The organism is Paenibacillus sp. MAH-35, from assembly GCF_058135425.1.
The window spans coordinates 1-17,384 of sequence record NZ_JBYUPU010000051.1 but is presented as its reverse complement, the minus strand read 5'-3'; the positions used below and the strand labels follow the sequence as shown (position 1 = coordinate 17,384).

Here is a 17,384-nt window from a genome sequence, read left to right as displayed (position 1 = left end):
TAGACCATTTTCTCCGCATATTCGTCCGGCGGTCAATAAGAATCCGTCACAACGTCGCCGTCTACCACCAACTCCGGCTCCATCGCGGAACGGACGTCGTCTTCCGTATAACCCGCCGCAAGCTCGATCAGACGCAAGCCTTCCGGCGTCACGTCCAGCACCGCGCGTTCGGTGATGATCCGGTGCACCACGTTTTGCCCGGTCAGCGGCAGACTGCATGCCCGGACAATTTTCGGCTTGCCGTCCTTGGCTACCTGCTCCATGATGACGACGACCCGTTTGGCTCCGTGCACCAGATCCATTGCGCCGCCCATTCCTTTTACCATCTGTCCGGGAATGGTCCAGTTGGCAAGGTCTCCTTGGCCCGATACCTGCATGCCGCCGAGTATGGCGAGATCGATATGACCGCCGCGAATCATCGCGAACGACTCCGAGCTGTCGAAGAAAGCGGCTCCCGTCACGGCGGTAACCGTTTCTTTGCCCGCATTGATCAGGTCCGGGTCAAGCTCCGTCTCCTGCGGATACGGGCCGATGCCGAGCAGTCCGTTCTCCGACTGCAGCAGCACCTCACGGTTCGCTTCCAAATAATTCGCGACCAGCGTCGGCATCCCGATTCCCAGATTGACGTAATACCCGTCGCGGATTTCTCGCGCCGCCCGGCGGGCGATCCGCTCCCGAACGTTTTCTTTGCCAAAAGCTTGTGCCTTCATCGATCATCCGCTCCTTGTCGTCCGTCTTTCGATTCGCTTCTGCTGGGCGCCCGTCACAAGCCGCTGCACATAAACGCCGGGCGTATGGATGCGGTCCGGATCGAAGGCTCCCGCTTCGTGCAGCTCCTCGACTTCAGCAATCGTGACCGCTCCGGCTGCCGCCATCACCGGATTGAAATTGCGTGCCGTCTTGTTGTAGATCAAATTCCCCATCCGGTCGCCCCGCATCGCACGAATCAGACTAAAATCGGCGGTCAGCGCGGTTTCCAGCACGTAGTCCTTATCCCCGAACCGTCTCACTTCCCGGCCTTCGGCAATCGGTGTCCCAACCCCCGCCGGGGTGTAAAAAGCCGGAATGCCCGCTCCTCCGGCGCGAATCCGCTCGGCCAGCGTTCCTTGCGGCAGCAGCTCGACCTCCAATTCGCCCGATAACAGCTGGCGTTCAAACTCCTTGTTCTCTCCGACGTAAGAACCGATCATTTTGCGGATTTGCCGGTTGCGCAGCAGCAGCCCAAGCCCCCAGTCGTCCACGCCGCAATTGTTGGAAATGACAGTCAGACCGGAAATGCCCGATTCGGACAAAGCCGTTATCAAATTTTCCGGAATGCCGACGAGACCGAACCCGCCGACCATAATCGTGGCGCCGTCCGGGATGTCCGCGATTGCTTCGCGGAACGATTCGCATACTCGTTTCAAAAACTCCACCTTCCTTCTCACGTGTTCAGTTAATATAGGTATGCAAATATCGTGCCAATATAAAAATCGTTCTCCGCACCCGGAGCAACTTACAAGTTAAAGGGGGAGTGACCGCAAGTAACAAAAGTGCTTCCAGATTATCGGAACGGTTTTCCGGATTGTCGGAAATGAGATTGTGAAGCTGGAGCGCATTTTTCAAGACTTGCCGATTATTTATTGTAGAATCTACGGTAGCCGTCCAAACGAGACAAATCATCGGACATCACAGCAAACCCGTTTTACCTTCAACGTAGCCGTGTATCCAAGCCAAGTCGGAAACGGATTTCATGCTGGTAATGGTATCTTTCTGATCTTGTAAGAAAGGTTAATGACCGTGGCGAAAATACGTCAGGGCTCGGGAACGGGGATTTGTTCAATTCGGGTACATTAGGGAGGGCTTAACTTCCTTCGAAGACGGGCACAGACATTGTTTCTCCCGGACGCACAACGGGGCTGATCCGTTAAGACTCCGGGTCGGTCACAAGCTGATTATCGAAAAAAAACGTACATCAGCTCGCGAAATAAGACGGAAGAAAAAGAGCAGGCAGGTGCCGTTTAGGCAACTGTTCTGCTCCTTTGCAGGGTAGTCCGGGACACTGGAAACGCAGCGGAAGATCAGCTTCCGTTATATCAAGGAACGGACTCAATCTGGAGCGCTAGCGGAAACATTACTTCCGTTATTTCTGCAATTGAGAAGTTGTTGCACCATATTCACGTAAATAACGGAAGGATTTCTTCCGATTATTACGCATAAACGGCTATTGGAACAAAATAACGGAAATAAATGTTCCGCTATAGCCCGGATTGCCTATTTATAGTTGCCGCGCCGAGGCGCGTCAGCAAAAAACGACAACCAATCCAAGATTAGATTGATTGTCGCTTTTTCATGCGAATGGCCTCCACACAAAATCAACTTACTTGCGTGCTAACCGGGTTCAGCCGACCTTTACATCAACTTCCTCCGGCCGGTACACGGCCAGCAGGTCGCCCGCGCGGTTCGCCGCGAACAGTACGGAACGTTCGCTCTCGAGCCGGAAAGAATAGGTGCGGCCCGACACCGGGTCCTTCACCCGGATTGCGGCGCTGCGGCCGCACTCCGATACGAATACGTACAGCGAGCCGTCGCGGAACTCCAGCTTGCGGCCGTATACGCCGGGCAGCCCGCCGCCAACCTCCCACTCCAATTCCGGGGCGATGCCGCAATCTGCAAGCACGTGCCCGTACAGAGCGTTCACCGCTTCGCTCCGGTCGTTCAGCTCTACCGGCAAGCCGGTCCACAGCAGCCGGCCCGCTCCGAGCGCGACCTCCGTCAGTCCGGACGGCGCCTCCGCCTTTTGGCGCGTGAGACGCGTTTCCAGCCGAATTCGCCGGATGGCCGCCCATCTGTTACAGTCCGTACTCGCCGCGCTTCTTATAAAAGCTCGACTTGCCCATACCGAGCCTTCGGGCCGCCGCCTGGCTGTCGCCGTTCTCGAGCCGGAGCGCCCCGGCGATCAGCTCCTTCTCCAGCCTGCGCACTTGTGCCTTCATCGGTTCTTGTTCCGTGTAAGCCGGGGAAGCTTCCGTGTTGTCCGGCACCGTGCCCGACATCACTTCTTGCGCAGATACGCTCCTCCCCGGATCGCCGTCCTTCTCCTGTAGCGCCGCCGCCCGTATCCCGCCTTCGTCCGATTCGGAAGTCCCGCTTGCCGCAGCACCCTCAGCACCGTGCGCGAGCGGAGGCAGGCCGAGATCCTCTTCCCGGATGACCGAGCCTTCCATGAACAGCAGCGCCCGTTCCAGCACGTTGCTCAGCTCCCGGACGTTGCCCGGCCAATCGCAGCTCTGCAGTCTTCTTATCGCTGCGGAGTCGGCCTGCACCGTATGGAGTCCGTTGTCCCGCGCCAGCTTCTTCAGGATGAATTCGGCCAAAACCGGGATGTCTTCCTTTCGCTCGCGCAGCGGGGGAAGACGCAGCTCGATCACGTGGAGCCGGTAATACAAGTCCCGCCTGAATTTGCCTTGTTCGACCAGACGAGCCAGATTTTGATTCGTCGCGGCTACGATTCGGACGTCCACCGGTTCGGGGTAAGCCGCTCCTACCGGCTCAATCTCCTTCTCCTGCAAGACGCGAAGCAGCTTGGCCTGCAGCTGGAGCGGCATATCCCCGATCTCGTCCAGAAACAGGGTGCCTTTATGGGCCAGTGCAAACTTCCCCTTTTTGCCCGACTTGACAGCGCCGGTAAACGCGCCTTCCTTATAGCCGAACAGCTCCGACTCGAATAGCGGCTCCGGTACGGCAGCGCAATTGACCGTAATGAACGGGCCGAAGTAACGGGAGCTTTCCCGGTGAATCGCATGAGCGAACAGTTCTTTCCCGGTTCCGCTCTCGCCGGTAATCAGCACCGCCCCATTCGTCTTCGCCGCCTTGACCGCCATCGCTTTCACGGAACGCATCGGTTCGCCGTCTCCGATAATGTGCGACATGCCGTATTTCGCCGAAGCGGCGCTTTTCTCTTTATCCGCCGGATGATGGAGCTGTTTGCGGATTTCCTTGAACCGGGTGTTCATCTGAAACAAATTATCAAGATCCTGGAACACGACTTTGCCCGCTACTGCGATCACGTTCCCGGCCTGGTCGCGAATCGGAATCCGCGTCGCGATCATCCACCGCCCCTTCACGAGCTGCAGGTCGGCGATTTCCGCCTTGCCGGTCTTGGCCACGATATGCATCCGGGTATTCTCAATGACGTCCGCCACCGGCTTGCCGATCACGTCGGCCGCCCGCACTCCGAGCAGCGTCGCATACGTGTCGTTAAGCGATAAAATCCGGCCCTCACGATCACAGATGACGAGCCCTTCGTATGCGTTTTCCAGCGCCACTTTGTAGAGCCGCAGTTCCTGCGCCGCGCTGTCTCTCTCCCGGGCCGACTGCTTCAGCAGCCGGGATACCCAGCCGCGCTTCGATATTCTCATCGTTTCTTCACCTGCTGGAAGTTAATAGGTGTTGCGCGCCCGCACGAAAGGCGAGGCTTGTCCGTAGTCAATCGGAAAGAGGGCGGAACTGGGCGGATAGTCAGGCGGTGCTAAGCGGATAAGCGCTTGCTCGGCAGACAGGAGGTTGCTGAGTGGAATAAGAGCTCGCTGGCGGATAGGAGGTTGCTGAGCGAATAAGAGCTTTTGGGGACCGCTATTTCTTGAAAAATCGGCAATCCGAGCAAATTAAAGGACGTTTGGGACTCTTATATCGAGGCCAGTCAGCCCTTTTCGCTTATATCGCCCGAAATAACGGCCCCAAACATCACTTATTTACTCCAGGACGGGCGATTGGTGGAAAATAAGAGCCCCGAAAGACTGCTATTTCGCGCTAAAGTTACGCCCAACCACCCCATCACGTCCAGCAACAACGTCCGCTTACCTCTCATCACGTCACGTCATGCAACGCCCAGCTACATCTGGTGTTACTCCTACATAGCCCAGTCACGTCAACCGCACCCGGGGGGCAATCCAGCCCTCTCGCCGCGTCACGCCTGTCAACACCCTAGCCAGCGCCCTCGATATTTTTAAACTGATTGTGGAACATCCGCGAATAAGCGCCCTGCTCCCGGATCAGCACGTCGTGGCTGCCCTTCTCCGCGATCTCGCCGTGGTCCACGACCATGATCGTATCCGCGTCGCGGATCGTGTTCAGCCTGTGCGCGATGATGAAGCTGGTCCGTCCTTGCAGCATGTGAAGCAGCGCTTCCTGGATATGCAGCTCCGTCCGGGTGTCGATGCTGCTCGTCGCCTCGTCGAGAATGAGGATCGACGGCTCCGCCAGCATCACTCTCGCGATCGCGAGCAGCTGCCGCTGGCCTTGGCTTAAATTGCCGCCGTTCTCGGTCAGCATCGTATCGTATTTGTTCGGCAGCTTGCGAATGAACACGTCGGCGTTCGCCATGGCCGCCGCCCGTGTCATCTCCTCCTCGGTCGCGTCCGGCTTGCCGTATTTGATGTTCTCCCGGATCGTACCCGAGAACAAGTACGTATCCTGCAGCACGATGCCGAAGCAGCGTCGCAGGCTGTCCCTCGTATACGTCCGGATATCCCGGCCGTCGATGTAGATCGTGCCGCCCGTCACATCGTAAAACCGCGTCAGCAGGTTGACGACCGTCGTTTTCCCCGCTCCCGTCGGCCCTACGAGCGCCGTGCTGCTGCCCTCGGGAACGTCGAAGCTGACCTCCTTCAGGATCGGAACGTCGGGCCGGTAGCCGAAGCTGACATTTTCAAAGACGACATGTCCCTTCGGATTCGTCAAGACGACCGCATCGGGCCGGTCCTCGGTCTCCTCCGTCTCCTCGAGCACCTCAAATGCGCGTTCCGCCCCCGCTACCCCGGACTGCAGCACGTTGTACAAGTTCGCCAGCTCGTTCAGCGGACGTACAAACTGGCGGGAATAGCTGAGGAAGCTGGCGATAATCCCTACCGTAATATCTCCCTGTACGGCCAGAATTCCGCCGACGATCGCCACCGCCGCGAACCCGATATTGCTGATGACGCTGAGCAGGGGCATCATAAAGCCGGACCAGATTTGCGCCTTTAACCCCGCTTCGTACAGCTTGGCGTTCACCTCATCGAACTCTTCAACCGAACGCTGTTCGCGATTAAACGCCTTTACGACCTGCAGGCCGGATACCGTTTCTTCGATATGTCCGTTCAGCTTACCGAGCTGGGCCTGCTGTTCCTTGAACAATACGCTCGTTTTTTTCGTAATCGTTCGGGCGAGCATGTACACAAGCGGCACCGTGATTAGACTCGCGAGCGTGAGGATCGGGCTCAGCACGAGCATCATCGTCAGCGAGCCGACTATCGCGATCGAACCGGACATCAGCTGCACCGTCGACTGCGAGATCGTATTACTGACGTTGTCGATGTCGTTGGACATCCGGCTCATCACTTCGCCGCTCGGCCGCGAATCGAAAAAGGCCAGCGGAAGCTTCTGCAGCTTGCGGAACATCGCGCCCCGGAGCTTCATCACGATTCGCTGAGAGACGCCTGCCATCATCCAGCCTTGGAACAAGGTGAGCAGTCCGTCCATGACGTATGCGGCGATCATCGCAAGCAGAATGACTTGCAGCACGGAGAAATCCACAGCGCCGCCAGAAACCGTCATCGTGTCGATCGATAGCCCGATCAAGTAAGGTCCGGCCAGCCCGATCCCGGCATTGATCAGCAAAAAGACGAAAATGACCGTCAGCAGCTTCCGTTCCCCGCCGAGATACTTCCACAGTTTCGCCATCGTCGCTTTGAAGTTTTTTGGCTTTACGACCGGTCCTCGACCCCGCGCCCCGAATCCCCCGGCCCCCGGATGCCGGCCGGGCACCGGCGGCATCGCCAGATCGGCCTGGCTTCGCTGTTCTTCCGTCCGTTCATTCGGCTTGGACATTCGGCTGCACCTCCTTCCCGATTTGCGACTCGTAGATTTCCTTGTATACGCTGCATTCCCGCAACAGCTGCTCGTGCCGGCCGATTCCGACGATCTCACCCTCGTCGAGCACGATAATCTGGTCGGCATCCATGACCGACGTAATCCGCTGTGCGATGAGCAGGCACGTTACGTTGCTTGCGTACTGTTTTAACGATTGCTTGATCTTCGCTTCAGTAGCAACGTCTACCGCGCTGGTGCAGTCGTCCAGAATCAATATATCCGGCCTTCGGATAAGCGCCCGCGCAATCGAGACGCGCTGCTTCTGCCCGCCCGACAAATTAACTCCGCGCTGGCCGAGCACGGTGTCGTAGCCTTCGGGGAACGCGGCGATAAACTCGTGCGCTTCGGCGAGCCTGGCCGCACGCTCGATCTCTTCGCGGGTTGCATCGTCCTTGCCCCACCTAATATTGTCCGCCACCGTACCGGAGAACAGCACCGATTTCTGCGGGACGATCGCGATCCTCTCCCGAAGGGCGCTCGGATCGACCTCCAGCACGTTTGTTCCGTTCACTTTGACCGTACCTGAATCGGCATCATAAAAACGCGGGATCAGTCCGATCAGACTGCTCTTGCCCGAACCGGTCGATCCGATAATGCCTACCGTTTGCCCCGGCAAGCAGGTGAAGCTGATGCGATGGAGCGCCGGCTCGCCCGACGGGCCGTCGTACGAAAACGTCACGTTTTCGAAATCGACTCTTCCTCTCGCGGCCGGAACGTCCCGGATCGCCTGTTCCTTCCACGTCATCGTATTCATCTCGGCGAACACTTCCCCGATCCGCACCGCCGAAGCCCGCGCGCGGACGAACATGTTAAATACCATCGAGATCATCAGCAGCGACATTAAAATTTGGGTCATATAGTTAATAAAGGCCAGCACGTGCCCGACCTGCATCTGCCCGCTGTCGACCCGGATACCGCCGATCCAGATGACGGCGACGATCCCGAAGTTGACGGTCAGCATTATGGCCGGGTTAAACACGGACATCGCTCGCATCACTTGGACCGAGCGGTCTTTGTATTCGTCGTTTGCCTTGTCGAATTTGTCCGTTTCGTAGTCGAACCGGTTGAACGCCTTCACGACCCGCACGCCGGACAAATATTCGCGAATGACGCCGTTTACCCGGTCCAGCGCCTTCTGCACCTTCATAAACCGCGGAAAGCCGATCTTCATGTTCAACACGACGAGCAGGGCGACGACAGGGACGACGACGGCAAGTACGGTCGACAAGTGCGGATTCAGCCGGACGGCCATAATCAAACTGCCGATGCAGAGCAAGGGGGCTTTTACGAAAATACGCATAAGTCCGTTCACGAAGTTTTGCACTTGCGTCACGTCGTTCGTCAGCCGGGTAACCAAGGAAGCCCTTTCAAATTGATCGATGCTTGTAAACGACAAGCTCTGGATCTTGCGGAACAAGTCGGCCCTCAGCTCGGTGCCGAACTTCTGCGAGACGCGGCTGGCGATGATATTGCGCGCACTGGCGGACAACGCTCCGACAGCCGTAATAAGCAGCATCAGACCTCCGATCCGCATGATGTAATCCATCCGGCTCTCGGCTACCCCGACATCGATAATGCTCGCCATCAGCGTAGGCAGCATGAGATCGCACAGCGCTTCAATCGTGAGAAAGAAGACCGCTACGCAAAACAGCTTCCAATACTTTTTGACATATACGTTCAAAAACTGCAACCCGATCTCTCCTCACCTATTAGCGCTACCGTTATTATACATCCATATCCGGCAAAGAGGTATCAAATCATTACCTAACTACCTATCGGTTCAGCCAAAAAACAGAGCCGTCACCCCAGGTCATTTAAATGAGACCTAACGGGACAGCTCTGTTCGTTCATACGCTTCCTTGCGCCATTATGCCGGTTACTTCACGCCTTTTTCGACTTCCTTCACCATCTCGGCGACCGAGATCAACCCGCCGCCCGACAAATACCAGTAATTCGGGTCGAGGTACACGATATTGCCGTTTTGGAACGCTTTGGTCTTTTTGACGAGCTCGTTTTCGATCGTTTTCTTCGCCGCCGGTTCTCCGCCGACAGCCGCTCCGCGGTCGATGACGAACAGATAGTCCGGGTTTTTCTCTGCGATATATTCGAACGAGACAGGCTTGCCGTGCGTCGATACTTCAATGTTTTTGTCCACAGGTTCGAAACCGATGACGTCATGCAGGATACCGAAGCGGGAACCCGCGCCGTAAGCGCTGATCGAGCCTTCGTTGGCGAGTACGATCAAGGCGTTTTTGCCGTTCGCTTTCACTTTTTGGTTCAGCTTCTGGATCGAATCGCTGACTGCTTTCAGTTCGGCTTCCACTTGCTGTTCTTTGCCGAAAATTTGTCCGACGATTTTGGAGTTTTCCGTGTAGGACTCCATATATTTCGCTGTGTCTACGCCAAGGAAAATCGTCGTGCCGATTTTGCTGAGCTCTTCGTAGGCGGTTTGCTGTCTGCCGGAAATGATGATCAGATCCGGTTTGATCGCGCTGATTTTCTCGAAGTCAGGCTCTACCAGGCTGCCCACGTTTTTGTACTTGGCATCTTTGTATTTGGCCAGGTACGGCGGAATGTTCGCTTGCGGTACACCGGTCACTTCAACGCCGAGCTTGTCGAGCGTATCGAGAATGCCGAAATCGAATACAACGATTTTTTGCGGGTTTTTCTTCACTTTCGATTCGCCCAGCTTGTGCTTGATCGTCAGCTCCGTCTGCTCCGGAGCCGGTGTGGACGACGGTGCGGACGGCGCGGCGCCGTTCGTCTTGTCGCCCGAACCGCCGCATGCGGCCGTTACGAGGGCCAAAATCAACAATGTTGCCAAAATCATAAAATTCTTTTTCATTTGGAACCACCTTTTCATCGTTTATTATATGTGGAACATGTTTCTACTACATAACCGTTAGGATGGTACGCATATGTCTTCATTTAAAGTAGACGCATATTTTGTTGCCGTCGACCTGATGAATCGGGATATGCAGATCGTATATATCCTGCAGAACCGGCGTGCTGATAATATCGTCGGTCGGCCCTTCCTTGACCACCTTGCCGTTTTTGAGTGCGACAATGTAATCCGAATAACACGAGGCGAAATTGATGTCGTGCAGGACGAGCACGATCGTTTTGTCCAGATCGCTGACCATCCGCTTCAGCACCTGCATAATTTGCACGGAATGCTTCATATCCAGATTGTTGAGCGGCTCGTCGAGCAGCACGTATTCGGTGTTTTGGGCGATAACCATCGCGATGAACGCCCGCTGCTTTTGCCCTCCGCTCAGCTGATCGAGGAATTTGTTCTGCATCGGCCCGAGCTCCATATAATCGATCGCTTCGTCCACGTAAGCGCGGTCTTCCTTCGTCAGCCTGCCTTGCGAGTACGGAAATCTGCCGAAGCCGACGAGATCCTTGACGGTCAAGAGGACGTTGATATGGTTCGCCTGTTTGAGGATCGAGATTTTTTTGGCCAAATCGTTGCTCTTCCACTTGCCGAGCTCGACTCCTTCGATCAGCACCTCCCCTTCGTCCTTGTCGGCCAATCGGCTGACCATCGAGAGCAGAGTGCTTTTGCCTGCTCCGTTCGGACCGATAAATGAAGTGATTTTGCCTTTCTCGATGTTCACGGAGACGCGTTCGACTACCGCTTTGCCCCCATATGTTTTGGTAACGTTTCTGACCTCTATCACGATTTACTCTCCTTTAGGAGCAAATACAGGAAGTACACTCCGCCGATGAAATTGATGATAACGCTGATCGTAGTAGAGAAGGTGAACACCCGTTCCACCACGAGCTGTCCGCCGACCAGCGCGATGATGCTGATCAGGATCGATCCGGGTATCAAATATTTGTGCTCATACGTCTTCAGCATCTGGTAAGCTACGTTCGCCACGAGCAGGCCAAGGAATGTGATCGGGCCGACCAGCGCCGTGGAGATCGAGATCAGGACCGCTACGACGATCAGCAGCTTTTTCACAATGGCGTTATACGGAACTCCGAGATTGACCGCATGCTCCCGTCCGAGCGACAGGACGTCCAAATATTTGGCCATTCTACAGCAGTACAGGCCGACCAATCCGATCGCGATAATCGAGATCGTTAACAAGTCGGTATTGATCCGGTTGAAGCTGGCGAACATTTTGTCTTGAACGATCATGAATTCATTCGGGTCGATCAGCACTTCCATGAACGTCGTGATGCTGCCGAAAAACGAACCCATAATGATGCCCACCAGCAGCAGGTAGTAAATGTTCCGCCCTTCCTTCTTGAACAAAAACCAGTACAGCAGGAAGGCGAATCCGACCATGAAAGCGACCGAGATGACGAAATTGATGTTTTTGTTCGTGATCGACAAGCTCGTCGAGCCGTATACGAAAATGATGAACACCTGAATGAGCAAATACAGCGAATCTTGGCCGATAATGCTCGGCGTTAAGATCCGGTTGTTCGTTATCGTCTGGAACACGATCGTCGAGAAAGCGATGGCCGCAGCCGTCAGCACGATAGCGGCGATCTTGATCCCTCTTCGCGGCAGTATGTAGCTCCAGTTGCCTCCGGACTGGATCACGAGAAAGACGACGATCAGCGCGACGGAGACCAGCGCCAGTATACCGAGCTTACCTTTAGGACTCATATGCCTTTCTCCTCAACAGCAAGTAAAGAAAAATACCGCTTCCGATGACGCCGACGGTCAGCCCGATCGGGATTTCATACGGAAATATAATAACGCGGCCCAAGATGTCGCATGCCAGAACGAAGACGGCTCCGAGCAAAGCGGTGTGAGGAAGATTTTTTTTCAAATGATCCCCATTGTACATCGTTACGATATTCGGCACGACCAGCCCGAGAAACGGGATAATCCCTACCGTCAGAATGTTCGCCGACGATACGAGCGCGACGATGATCAGTCCGATGTTGACAACCTGTTTGTACTTCAGCCCAAGGTTGCGGGAGAAATCTTCGCCCATGCCGGCGATCGTAAACCGGTTGGCGTACAAGTACGAGATGACGAGCAGCGGCAGGCTGACGTACAGCATTTCGTACCGGCCTTTCATAATGAGCGAGAAATTGCCTTGCAGCCATGACGAGATGTTCTGGATCAGGTCGTGCTTGTAAGCGAAAAACGTTGTAATGGAACCGATAATGTTCCCGAACATCAAGCCGACGAGCGGAATGAAGATCGCGTCCTTGAATTTCACTTTGTCCAAAATTTTCATAAACATCAGCGTGCCCGCCAGCGCGAATACGAACGCGACCAGCATCTTGACGAGCGGCGCGGCGGCGCCGAACAAAATCATCGACACCAGCACCCCGAGCCTGGCCGAGTCCATCGTCCCTGCAGTCGTCGGAGATACGAACTTGTTCCTCGTCAGCTGCTGCATGATCAGTCCGACGACGCTCATGCTCACGCCGGCGATCAGGATGCTGATCAAGCGGGGAAACCGGCTGATCCACAGGACATGAACCTGATCGTCGCTCAGATCGAACAGATCGAGCGGTGAAATGTTTTTGACCCCGATAAACAGGGAGACGATCGAGAGCACCACCAAAGCAGCAATCAAGTATCTTTTTTTCATAACGCCCCGTTAACTTCCTTCATTAGAAAAGATAATCATTCTCAATAGCTCTCAAAAATAGAAGCGGCGATGCCGCCATTCAACAAGTGCACCGATCCGAACGCCTTGCACGCCATAGACCGGACCGCGGATAAACTTCCGGGTGTGGATCAGGCAACGTGAGATTCGGAACGCTGCAGTTAACATTGATAATCATTATCAACTTCACCTATTTTACACGAAAACCCGGTTAGTTTAATGGAGTTTTCTATATTTGCGCATGGACTTTTCTATTTGTGTCCGATTATTGGAGGAACTGTCCCACGAGCCGGTCGATAATGCTTTCATAGGTGGCGGCGTTATACATAAGGGGCGACTTGCATCGGACGATCAGGCAGCGGGTATCCGTACGGTTGCCCTTCAGCTTCCTCCAGCGCTCCTCCAACTGGGCGCACCGGTCGGCCGGCCACGACTCCGGGGCGAGAAACAGCAAGTTGTCGGCATCGATATTCGCGATTTCATCAAAGGTCGCCGGCTCCAGCATCCCGATGTCGCCGGCAGCGCCGGGAGCGGCCACTTGCAAATCATCGTAGAACAAATCTTTGATTTTGCTCGTTCGTTTGCCGTATACGCGAAACCGGACCCCGAACGTGCTGGCCAGCAAATAAGGCGTCTCCCCGAACGTGCGGCGGACGTGAAATCTCGCATTCTCCACTTTGATGTCATAAAAAGCAAGCCATCTCTTCGCCACGGTCGAAATGTCGAGCACTTCGCTTATTTGCAGCAGGCGGTCTCTCCATGAATTTTCTTTCCAGGCGAGGGATATGACGGGTGCGATCGAAGACAGCGTGGTGCGAAGCTCCTCCGTGATCGGCGAAGTCAGAATCAGCTCCGGGTGGCTGGCTCGGATCTGCTCGATGTAAGGACCGGTGTCCGGCGCTTCGGACCATCCGCGGTCGAGCACGAGCTCGGGCATAATGCCGAGCACCGATATATCGCCGGCGAAAACCGGCGGGATGACGATCCGCTTCTGGGCGCAAGCCGCGTATTCGGTCGGGGACATGCCCATATGCTTCTTGAACAGTCTGCTGAAATAAAGCTCGTCCGCATATCCGACGGAATGCGCCACATCCATAACCGGAATTCGGGAATTGGCCAGCAGCCGCAGCGATTCGTTCAAGCGAACGGTCGTAATAAATTTATGCGGACTTAACCCGGTCTGCCTGCGGAACAGCTCGTAAAACCGGCTGGAGCTGGCCCCGGACAACCGGGCAAGCTGCTCCATATCCGCAGGCTCGGAGTAACGATCCAGCATATGCTGCTTGGTCCGCTCCACGTAATCGATCAGTTCGTCATCGGCGCCGCCCGGTTTCTCGGCATCCCCCGCATAGGCGGCGAAGGCGGATGCGATGGCGTACAGATGCGATTGCAGCCGGTAATAGACGGCCGGCTCCACCTCGGCGTTCGGATCGCCGCTCGTAAAGTCCGGAATCCAGGTTACCGATTGCGGGACGCGAAACCCGGACAAACTGTCGCCTTTCCCCGCCAGCGGATAAGGCTGCAAGCCTTCCGGCACCGCTCGCCCCCGGCGCTCCACCTGAAACCGGATCATCGCCACGCGGGCCGCACGGCTCTCGTCATTATGAATCGTGCACCGGCAATAAGGCGGAATGTAGACGAGCTCACCCGCATGTATAGGTCCCGTACGCCGTCCGTCTTCCAGATCGAGCGTAACTGTAACGGTTTCTTTCATAATCATAGCGAACTTCGGATACCTTCTCTCCGGCAGCTCGATCCATAGTCCGCCCTCCAGGGTCAGTTCTTCCGTCTTGACGTAACGGAGGAATACGTCCCGATACTCGCCCGCAGCACTCATCCGCTCACTTCCTTACTATAGTTTCAGGTTACCCGGTTCTTCTGTTACCCAATGAATGGATGGTATAAATGCCCGAATAAGCAGCCGCCCTTCGGCGGCCCATACAACAAATCGATCTTATCTGAAAACCATTCTCAATGCAATCCGAATGACACATTTGGCAAATGTTAGATGGACGCCCGGACCAACCGCCCGGGCTCTCTTGAAAAAACCGAAGTAACCTCAGCGGTCACGCTCGTACGGTTCATCGAATCGGTCTTCAGCGGCCAGCCAAGCCGGCCGTACGGTGGCGGGCGTGGTATAGTGGCGGGGTGGAAGCATTTGCGTCCGGGGACGGGCAGGTTGGCGCGTTGGGCGATGGGGTGGGCACGGTATGGTGGCGGGTTGGACCGCGTTTGCGTACGGGGACCGGGTCAGGTTGGCGCTTTGGGCGAGGTGGCGGAGAATTAGGAGCGGTTTGAGACTCTTATTTCGGCGGATAGGTACATTTTCAGTGAAATAAGAGCGATCCGCAGCTCTTATTGAAGCGGGAATCTTGGTTTTGGACTCAAAACGAAAAAATAAGAGCTTCCAAAAGCCCTTATTTCGATAAAGTGGTTAGATTAGGAGGAAATAAGAGGTCCTGGTAGCTCTTATCCCCTTCAGGTATTCAATTAATCGGCGCAAAACGGCTAGCTGCTACATCCATACACAGCATGCGCCGGTTGTCTGCTTGGTCTTCGCTGCTTTGCGTTGGGGTTAGCCGAACATTTTAATAATTAAACTTACACAGACCACATTCACCGCGATTAGGGCGGGGACTCCGATCGTAAACGACAAATGCTTCGTCTTGTGCCGGAACGCCCGCATCCCGATCAGCGCTCCAGCCGCCCCGCCAATTGCCGCAACGAGAAATAAACGCTTCTCCGGCACACGCCGGCGCTTCCGGACCGCCATCGACTTGTCGTAACCAAACATAAAAAAACCGACGACATTAATGATTACCAGATATAGAATAATAAACGCCAATCGCACGTCCCCCTTCCGTACCACAAACCAGATTCTATCATTCTATCAAACTATACAGGTTACGGAAAGGTGACGCGCTGAAACAACTACCGGCGATCGAATGCTTACCGAAGACAATTAGCTCTGGCTCCGGCTCTCTGGCTCCGGCTTTGCCACCACTGGGCCTCGGCACTGGACCTGAAACTAAAACCGGTACTGAAAACAGGAACGCATCCGAGCGATCCCGTTTTCAGTACCAGTCATCACAAGCCGGGGACGGAGGCGCGCCGCCGAAGCGGAGCTACCGCATCGGGTTCACGGATTTTCACCGCGAACAGCACGCCTTCCTCCCAGCCCCAGCCGCAAACCAACTATCCCGTCTTACTTTTTCCGCTCGGCGTCCAGCACTTTGTTTGCCCTGTCGTTCGCATCCCGCAGTGCCGTGTTGACGTCCTTCGAGCCGCCGAGCACCTCGTTCATCGCTTTGGTCAGCTCGGCGCGGACGAGTGAGTCGTACACCGATACATGATACAGCGGGGCCGACTTCAGCTTAAAGATCGCCTGCACGTTTTTGCCCTTCAACGACTGCAGGTTGGCACCGAAGTTTTTCTCCATGGCCGGATCGACCAAAGCGGACACATAGCCGCCCCGGACAATATCCTGCTGAATCTCGGTGGACGTGAGGTAAGCGATTACCTGGAACGCCGCTTCCTTATGCTTGCTCAGCGACGAAATGCTCATATTGTGCGAATCGACCTGATACGATTTGCCCGGCGCCTCGTCGTAGGTCGGCATCGAGACCATATCCCAATTCAGGGCCGCGCCTTTCAAGTGCTGCTCCTCAAAATTCGCAAGCACGTTCCAGAACGTCGACATTGCAACCGTTCCTTTGTAGAAATCCTGCATGTTGTTGCCGCGCTTATTGCCCGGGATGCTATAGATCGTCTGCAGATTGTTAAGCGCTGTCTCAAACCCGCGCGCCTCCAGATTCGCTTTTCCCGACGACTGGACGAAAGGCGTGGTCAGTTGCGATACGGCGGACGTGATGTCGCTGGCATCCAGCCCTTTGTACTCCACCCCGCCATCGGTCCGGGTCAGCTTTCGCGCCAGCTCCGTCGCCTGACTCCAGGTCATGCCGTCCTGCGGATACGCTACCCCGAATTTGTCGAACAAATCTTTGTTGTAATACATGACGGCAAAATTGCGGTAGATCGGGATCGCGTACAGCTCGCCTTTCGTCCCCCACAGCTTGATCGCCTCGATCGCCAGCGGGTCCAGCTTGTTCAGATCAAATCCGTTCGAGCTGACCAGCGAATTCAGATCTTGCAGCACGTTCAGATTGATATACTCAGCGTACCAGGGCGTACTGTTGTAGATCAGGTCCGGAAAATCCCCCGCAGCCACGAGGTCGGCCGGAAGCTGGCCCTTTTGCCGCAGCAGCGGCTTGAGTGTAATATGCGGGTACTTTTTCTGGACCGCATCCACGATCAGATCCTGAATCGGAAACGCCGATTGCATATACAACGTCAACGTAACCGGTTCCGGAGGTTTCGGCTGTTCCTTCCCCGCCTCTCCGCCCGACGTTGATTCCTTGGCGGCACAGCCCGCCAAAATAACGGCCAGAAGCGCCGCAACACTACCCACTCGACGATACGTTTTCATTTGGTTATCCCCCTTGTCGTTAGCACGCAACTTACGACTCTATCTTATAAAAATATCCGCGTCCGGTCGTTGCAGAATAGTGTCCGATATGCGAAAGCGGCCCGTTCGCCCGTTCCTTGCGCCGTCTAAGCTTGCCTGCCGGCGTTGAACGATTTTGACATTGTCCGTCTCTCCGTCGCCGGATCTCGGCGCAGATCCGCCCGGTCTCCCACCGGACAGACGATTATGCCTCCCCTAACCGGTTGGATGAAAACATTACGTCCGCGAAAACACCGCATTCCTCCATGCTCCAAAAATCGAGTAGGCCCATGCACAATTGCATGGGCCTCTCACAGATCCGGACGTGCGGGTCATCGCATCCGGCTCCTCCAAGATTATCCCCTTTGGGGGTGATGTTCATTGTAAAGCTCAAGAAGACT

Annotated in this window: 13 protein-coding genes; all 13 read right to left on the bottom strand. The window is 55.5% G+C overall.

Annotated elements, in window-relative coordinates:
* Nucleotides 1–32 precede the first annotated feature (32 nt).
* The 13 genes from AC3Y2E_RS30810 to AC3Y2E_RS30750 all read right to left on the bottom strand — a co-directional run bounded on the left by AC3Y2E_RS30810 (nt 33) and on the right by AC3Y2E_RS30750 (nt 16,965).
* A complete protein-coding gene (locus tag AC3Y2E_RS30810; RefSeq protein WP_379217135.1) occupies nt 33–710 on the bottom strand; it encodes a 3-oxoacid CoA-transferase subunit B in 678 nt (225 codons plus the stop codon).
* Between the two features lie 3 nt (nt 711–713).
* Nucleotides 714–1,406, bottom strand: a complete 693-nt coding sequence (locus AC3Y2E_RS30805) for a CoA transferase subunit A (protein ID WP_379217134.1) — start codon at nt 1,404–1,406, stop codon at nt 714–716.
* A gap of 974 nt (nt 1,407–2,380) precedes the next feature.
* Nucleotides 2,381–2,713: a hypothetical protein gene (locus AC3Y2E_RS30800; RefSeq protein ID WP_379217133.1), complete on the bottom strand. Its 333-nt coding sequence runs from the start codon at nt 2,711–2,713 to the stop codon at nt 2,381–2,383.
* 118 nt (nt 2,714–2,831) lie between these two features.
* Nucleotides 2,832–4,400, bottom strand: coding sequence for a sigma-54 interaction domain-containing protein (locus AC3Y2E_RS30795; protein WP_379217132.1), 1,569 nt, complete (start codon nt 4,398–4,400; stop codon nt 2,832–2,834).
* Nucleotides 4,401–4,965: 565 nt separating this feature from the next.
* A complete protein-coding gene (locus AC3Y2E_RS30790; RefSeq protein WP_379217131.1) occupies nt 4,966–6,849 on the bottom strand; it encodes an ABC transporter ATP-binding protein in 1,884 nt (627 codons plus the stop codon).
* Complete coding sequence (locus AC3Y2E_RS30785) at nt 6,833–8,581, bottom strand: ABC transporter ATP-binding protein (protein WP_379217130.1); 1,749 nt, start codon at nt 8,579–8,581, stop codon at nt 6,833–6,835. Before AC3Y2E_RS30785 ends, AC3Y2E_RS30790 begins: the two co-directional genes overlap by 17 nt.
* Before the next feature lie 186 nt (nt 8,582–8,767).
* Nucleotides 8,768–9,736, bottom strand: a complete 969-nt coding sequence (locus AC3Y2E_RS30780; RefSeq protein ID WP_379217129.1) for a siderophore ABC transporter substrate-binding protein — start codon at nt 9,734–9,736, stop codon at nt 8,768–8,770.
* A 79-nt stretch (nt 9,737–9,815) separates the two neighbouring features.
* On the bottom strand, nt 9,816–10,574 hold the full coding sequence (locus AC3Y2E_RS30775; protein ID WP_379217128.1) for an iron ABC transporter ATP-binding protein: 759 nt from the start codon (nt 10,572–10,574) through the stop codon (nt 9,816–9,818).
* Complete coding sequence (locus AC3Y2E_RS30770) at nt 10,571–11,518, bottom strand: iron chelate uptake ABC transporter family permease subunit (RefSeq protein WP_379217127.1); 948 nt, start codon at nt 11,516–11,518, stop codon at nt 10,571–10,573. The genes AC3Y2E_RS30775 and AC3Y2E_RS30770 overlap by 4 nt, the downstream gene beginning before the upstream one ends.
* On the bottom strand, nt 11,508–12,461 hold the full coding sequence (locus AC3Y2E_RS30765) for an ABC transporter permease (protein ID WP_379217126.1): 954 nt from the start codon (nt 12,459–12,461) through the stop codon (nt 11,508–11,510). Before AC3Y2E_RS30765 ends, AC3Y2E_RS30770 begins: the two co-directional genes overlap by 11 nt.
* 283 nt (nt 12,462–12,744) lie before the next feature.
* Nucleotides 12,745–14,316 (bottom strand): helix-turn-helix domain-containing protein, encoded by a 1,572-nt coding sequence (locus tag AC3Y2E_RS30760; RefSeq protein WP_379217125.1) that lies wholly within the window; start codon nt 14,314–14,316, stop codon nt 12,745–12,747.
* Nucleotides 14,317–15,054: 738 nt separating this feature from the next.
* Nucleotides 15,055–15,324 (bottom strand): DUF1294 domain-containing protein, encoded by a 270-nt coding sequence (locus tag AC3Y2E_RS30755; protein ID WP_332074587.1) that lies wholly within the window; start codon nt 15,322–15,324, stop codon nt 15,055–15,057.
* A 360-nt stretch (nt 15,325–15,684) separates the two neighbouring features.
* Nucleotides 15,685–16,965 (bottom strand): ABC transporter substrate-binding protein, encoded by a 1,281-nt coding sequence (locus AC3Y2E_RS30750; RefSeq protein WP_379217124.1) that lies wholly within the window; start codon nt 16,963–16,965, stop codon nt 15,685–15,687.
* Nucleotides 16,966–17,384: the final 419 nt, after the last annotated feature.

Bases quoted from the DNA above. Each gene is read 5' to 3' on its own strand.
- AC3Y2E_RS30810 (WP_379217135.1), bottom strand. From the start codon at position 710: ATGAAGGCACAAGCTTTTGGCAAAGAAAACGTTCGGGAGCGGATCGCC.
- AC3Y2E_RS30795 (WP_379217132.1), bottom strand. From the start codon at position 4,400: ATGAGAATATCGAAGCGCGGCTGGGTATCCCGGCTGCTGAAGCAGTCG.
- AC3Y2E_RS30790 (WP_379217131.1), bottom strand. From the start codon at position 6,849: ATGTCCAAGCCGAATGAACGGACGGAAGAACAGCGAAGCCAGGCCGAT.
- AC3Y2E_RS30780 (WP_379217129.1), bottom strand. From the start codon at position 9,736: ATGAAAAAGAATTTTATGATTTTGGCAACATTGTTGATTTTGGCCCTC.
- AC3Y2E_RS30770 (WP_379217127.1), bottom strand. From the start codon at position 11,518: ATGAGTCCTAAAGGTAAGCTCGGTATACTGGCGCTGGTCTCCGTCGCG.
- AC3Y2E_RS30765 (WP_379217126.1), bottom strand. From the start codon at position 12,461: ATGAAAAAAAGATACTTGATTGCTGCTTTGGTGGTGCTCTCGATCGTC.
- AC3Y2E_RS30760 (WP_379217125.1), bottom strand. From the start codon at position 14,316: ATGAGTGCTGCGGGCGAGTATCGGGACGTATTCCTCCGTTACGTCAAG.
- AC3Y2E_RS30750 (WP_379217124.1), bottom strand. From the start codon at position 16,965: ATGAAAACGTATCGTCGAGTGGGTAGTGTTGCGGCGCTTCTGGCCGTT.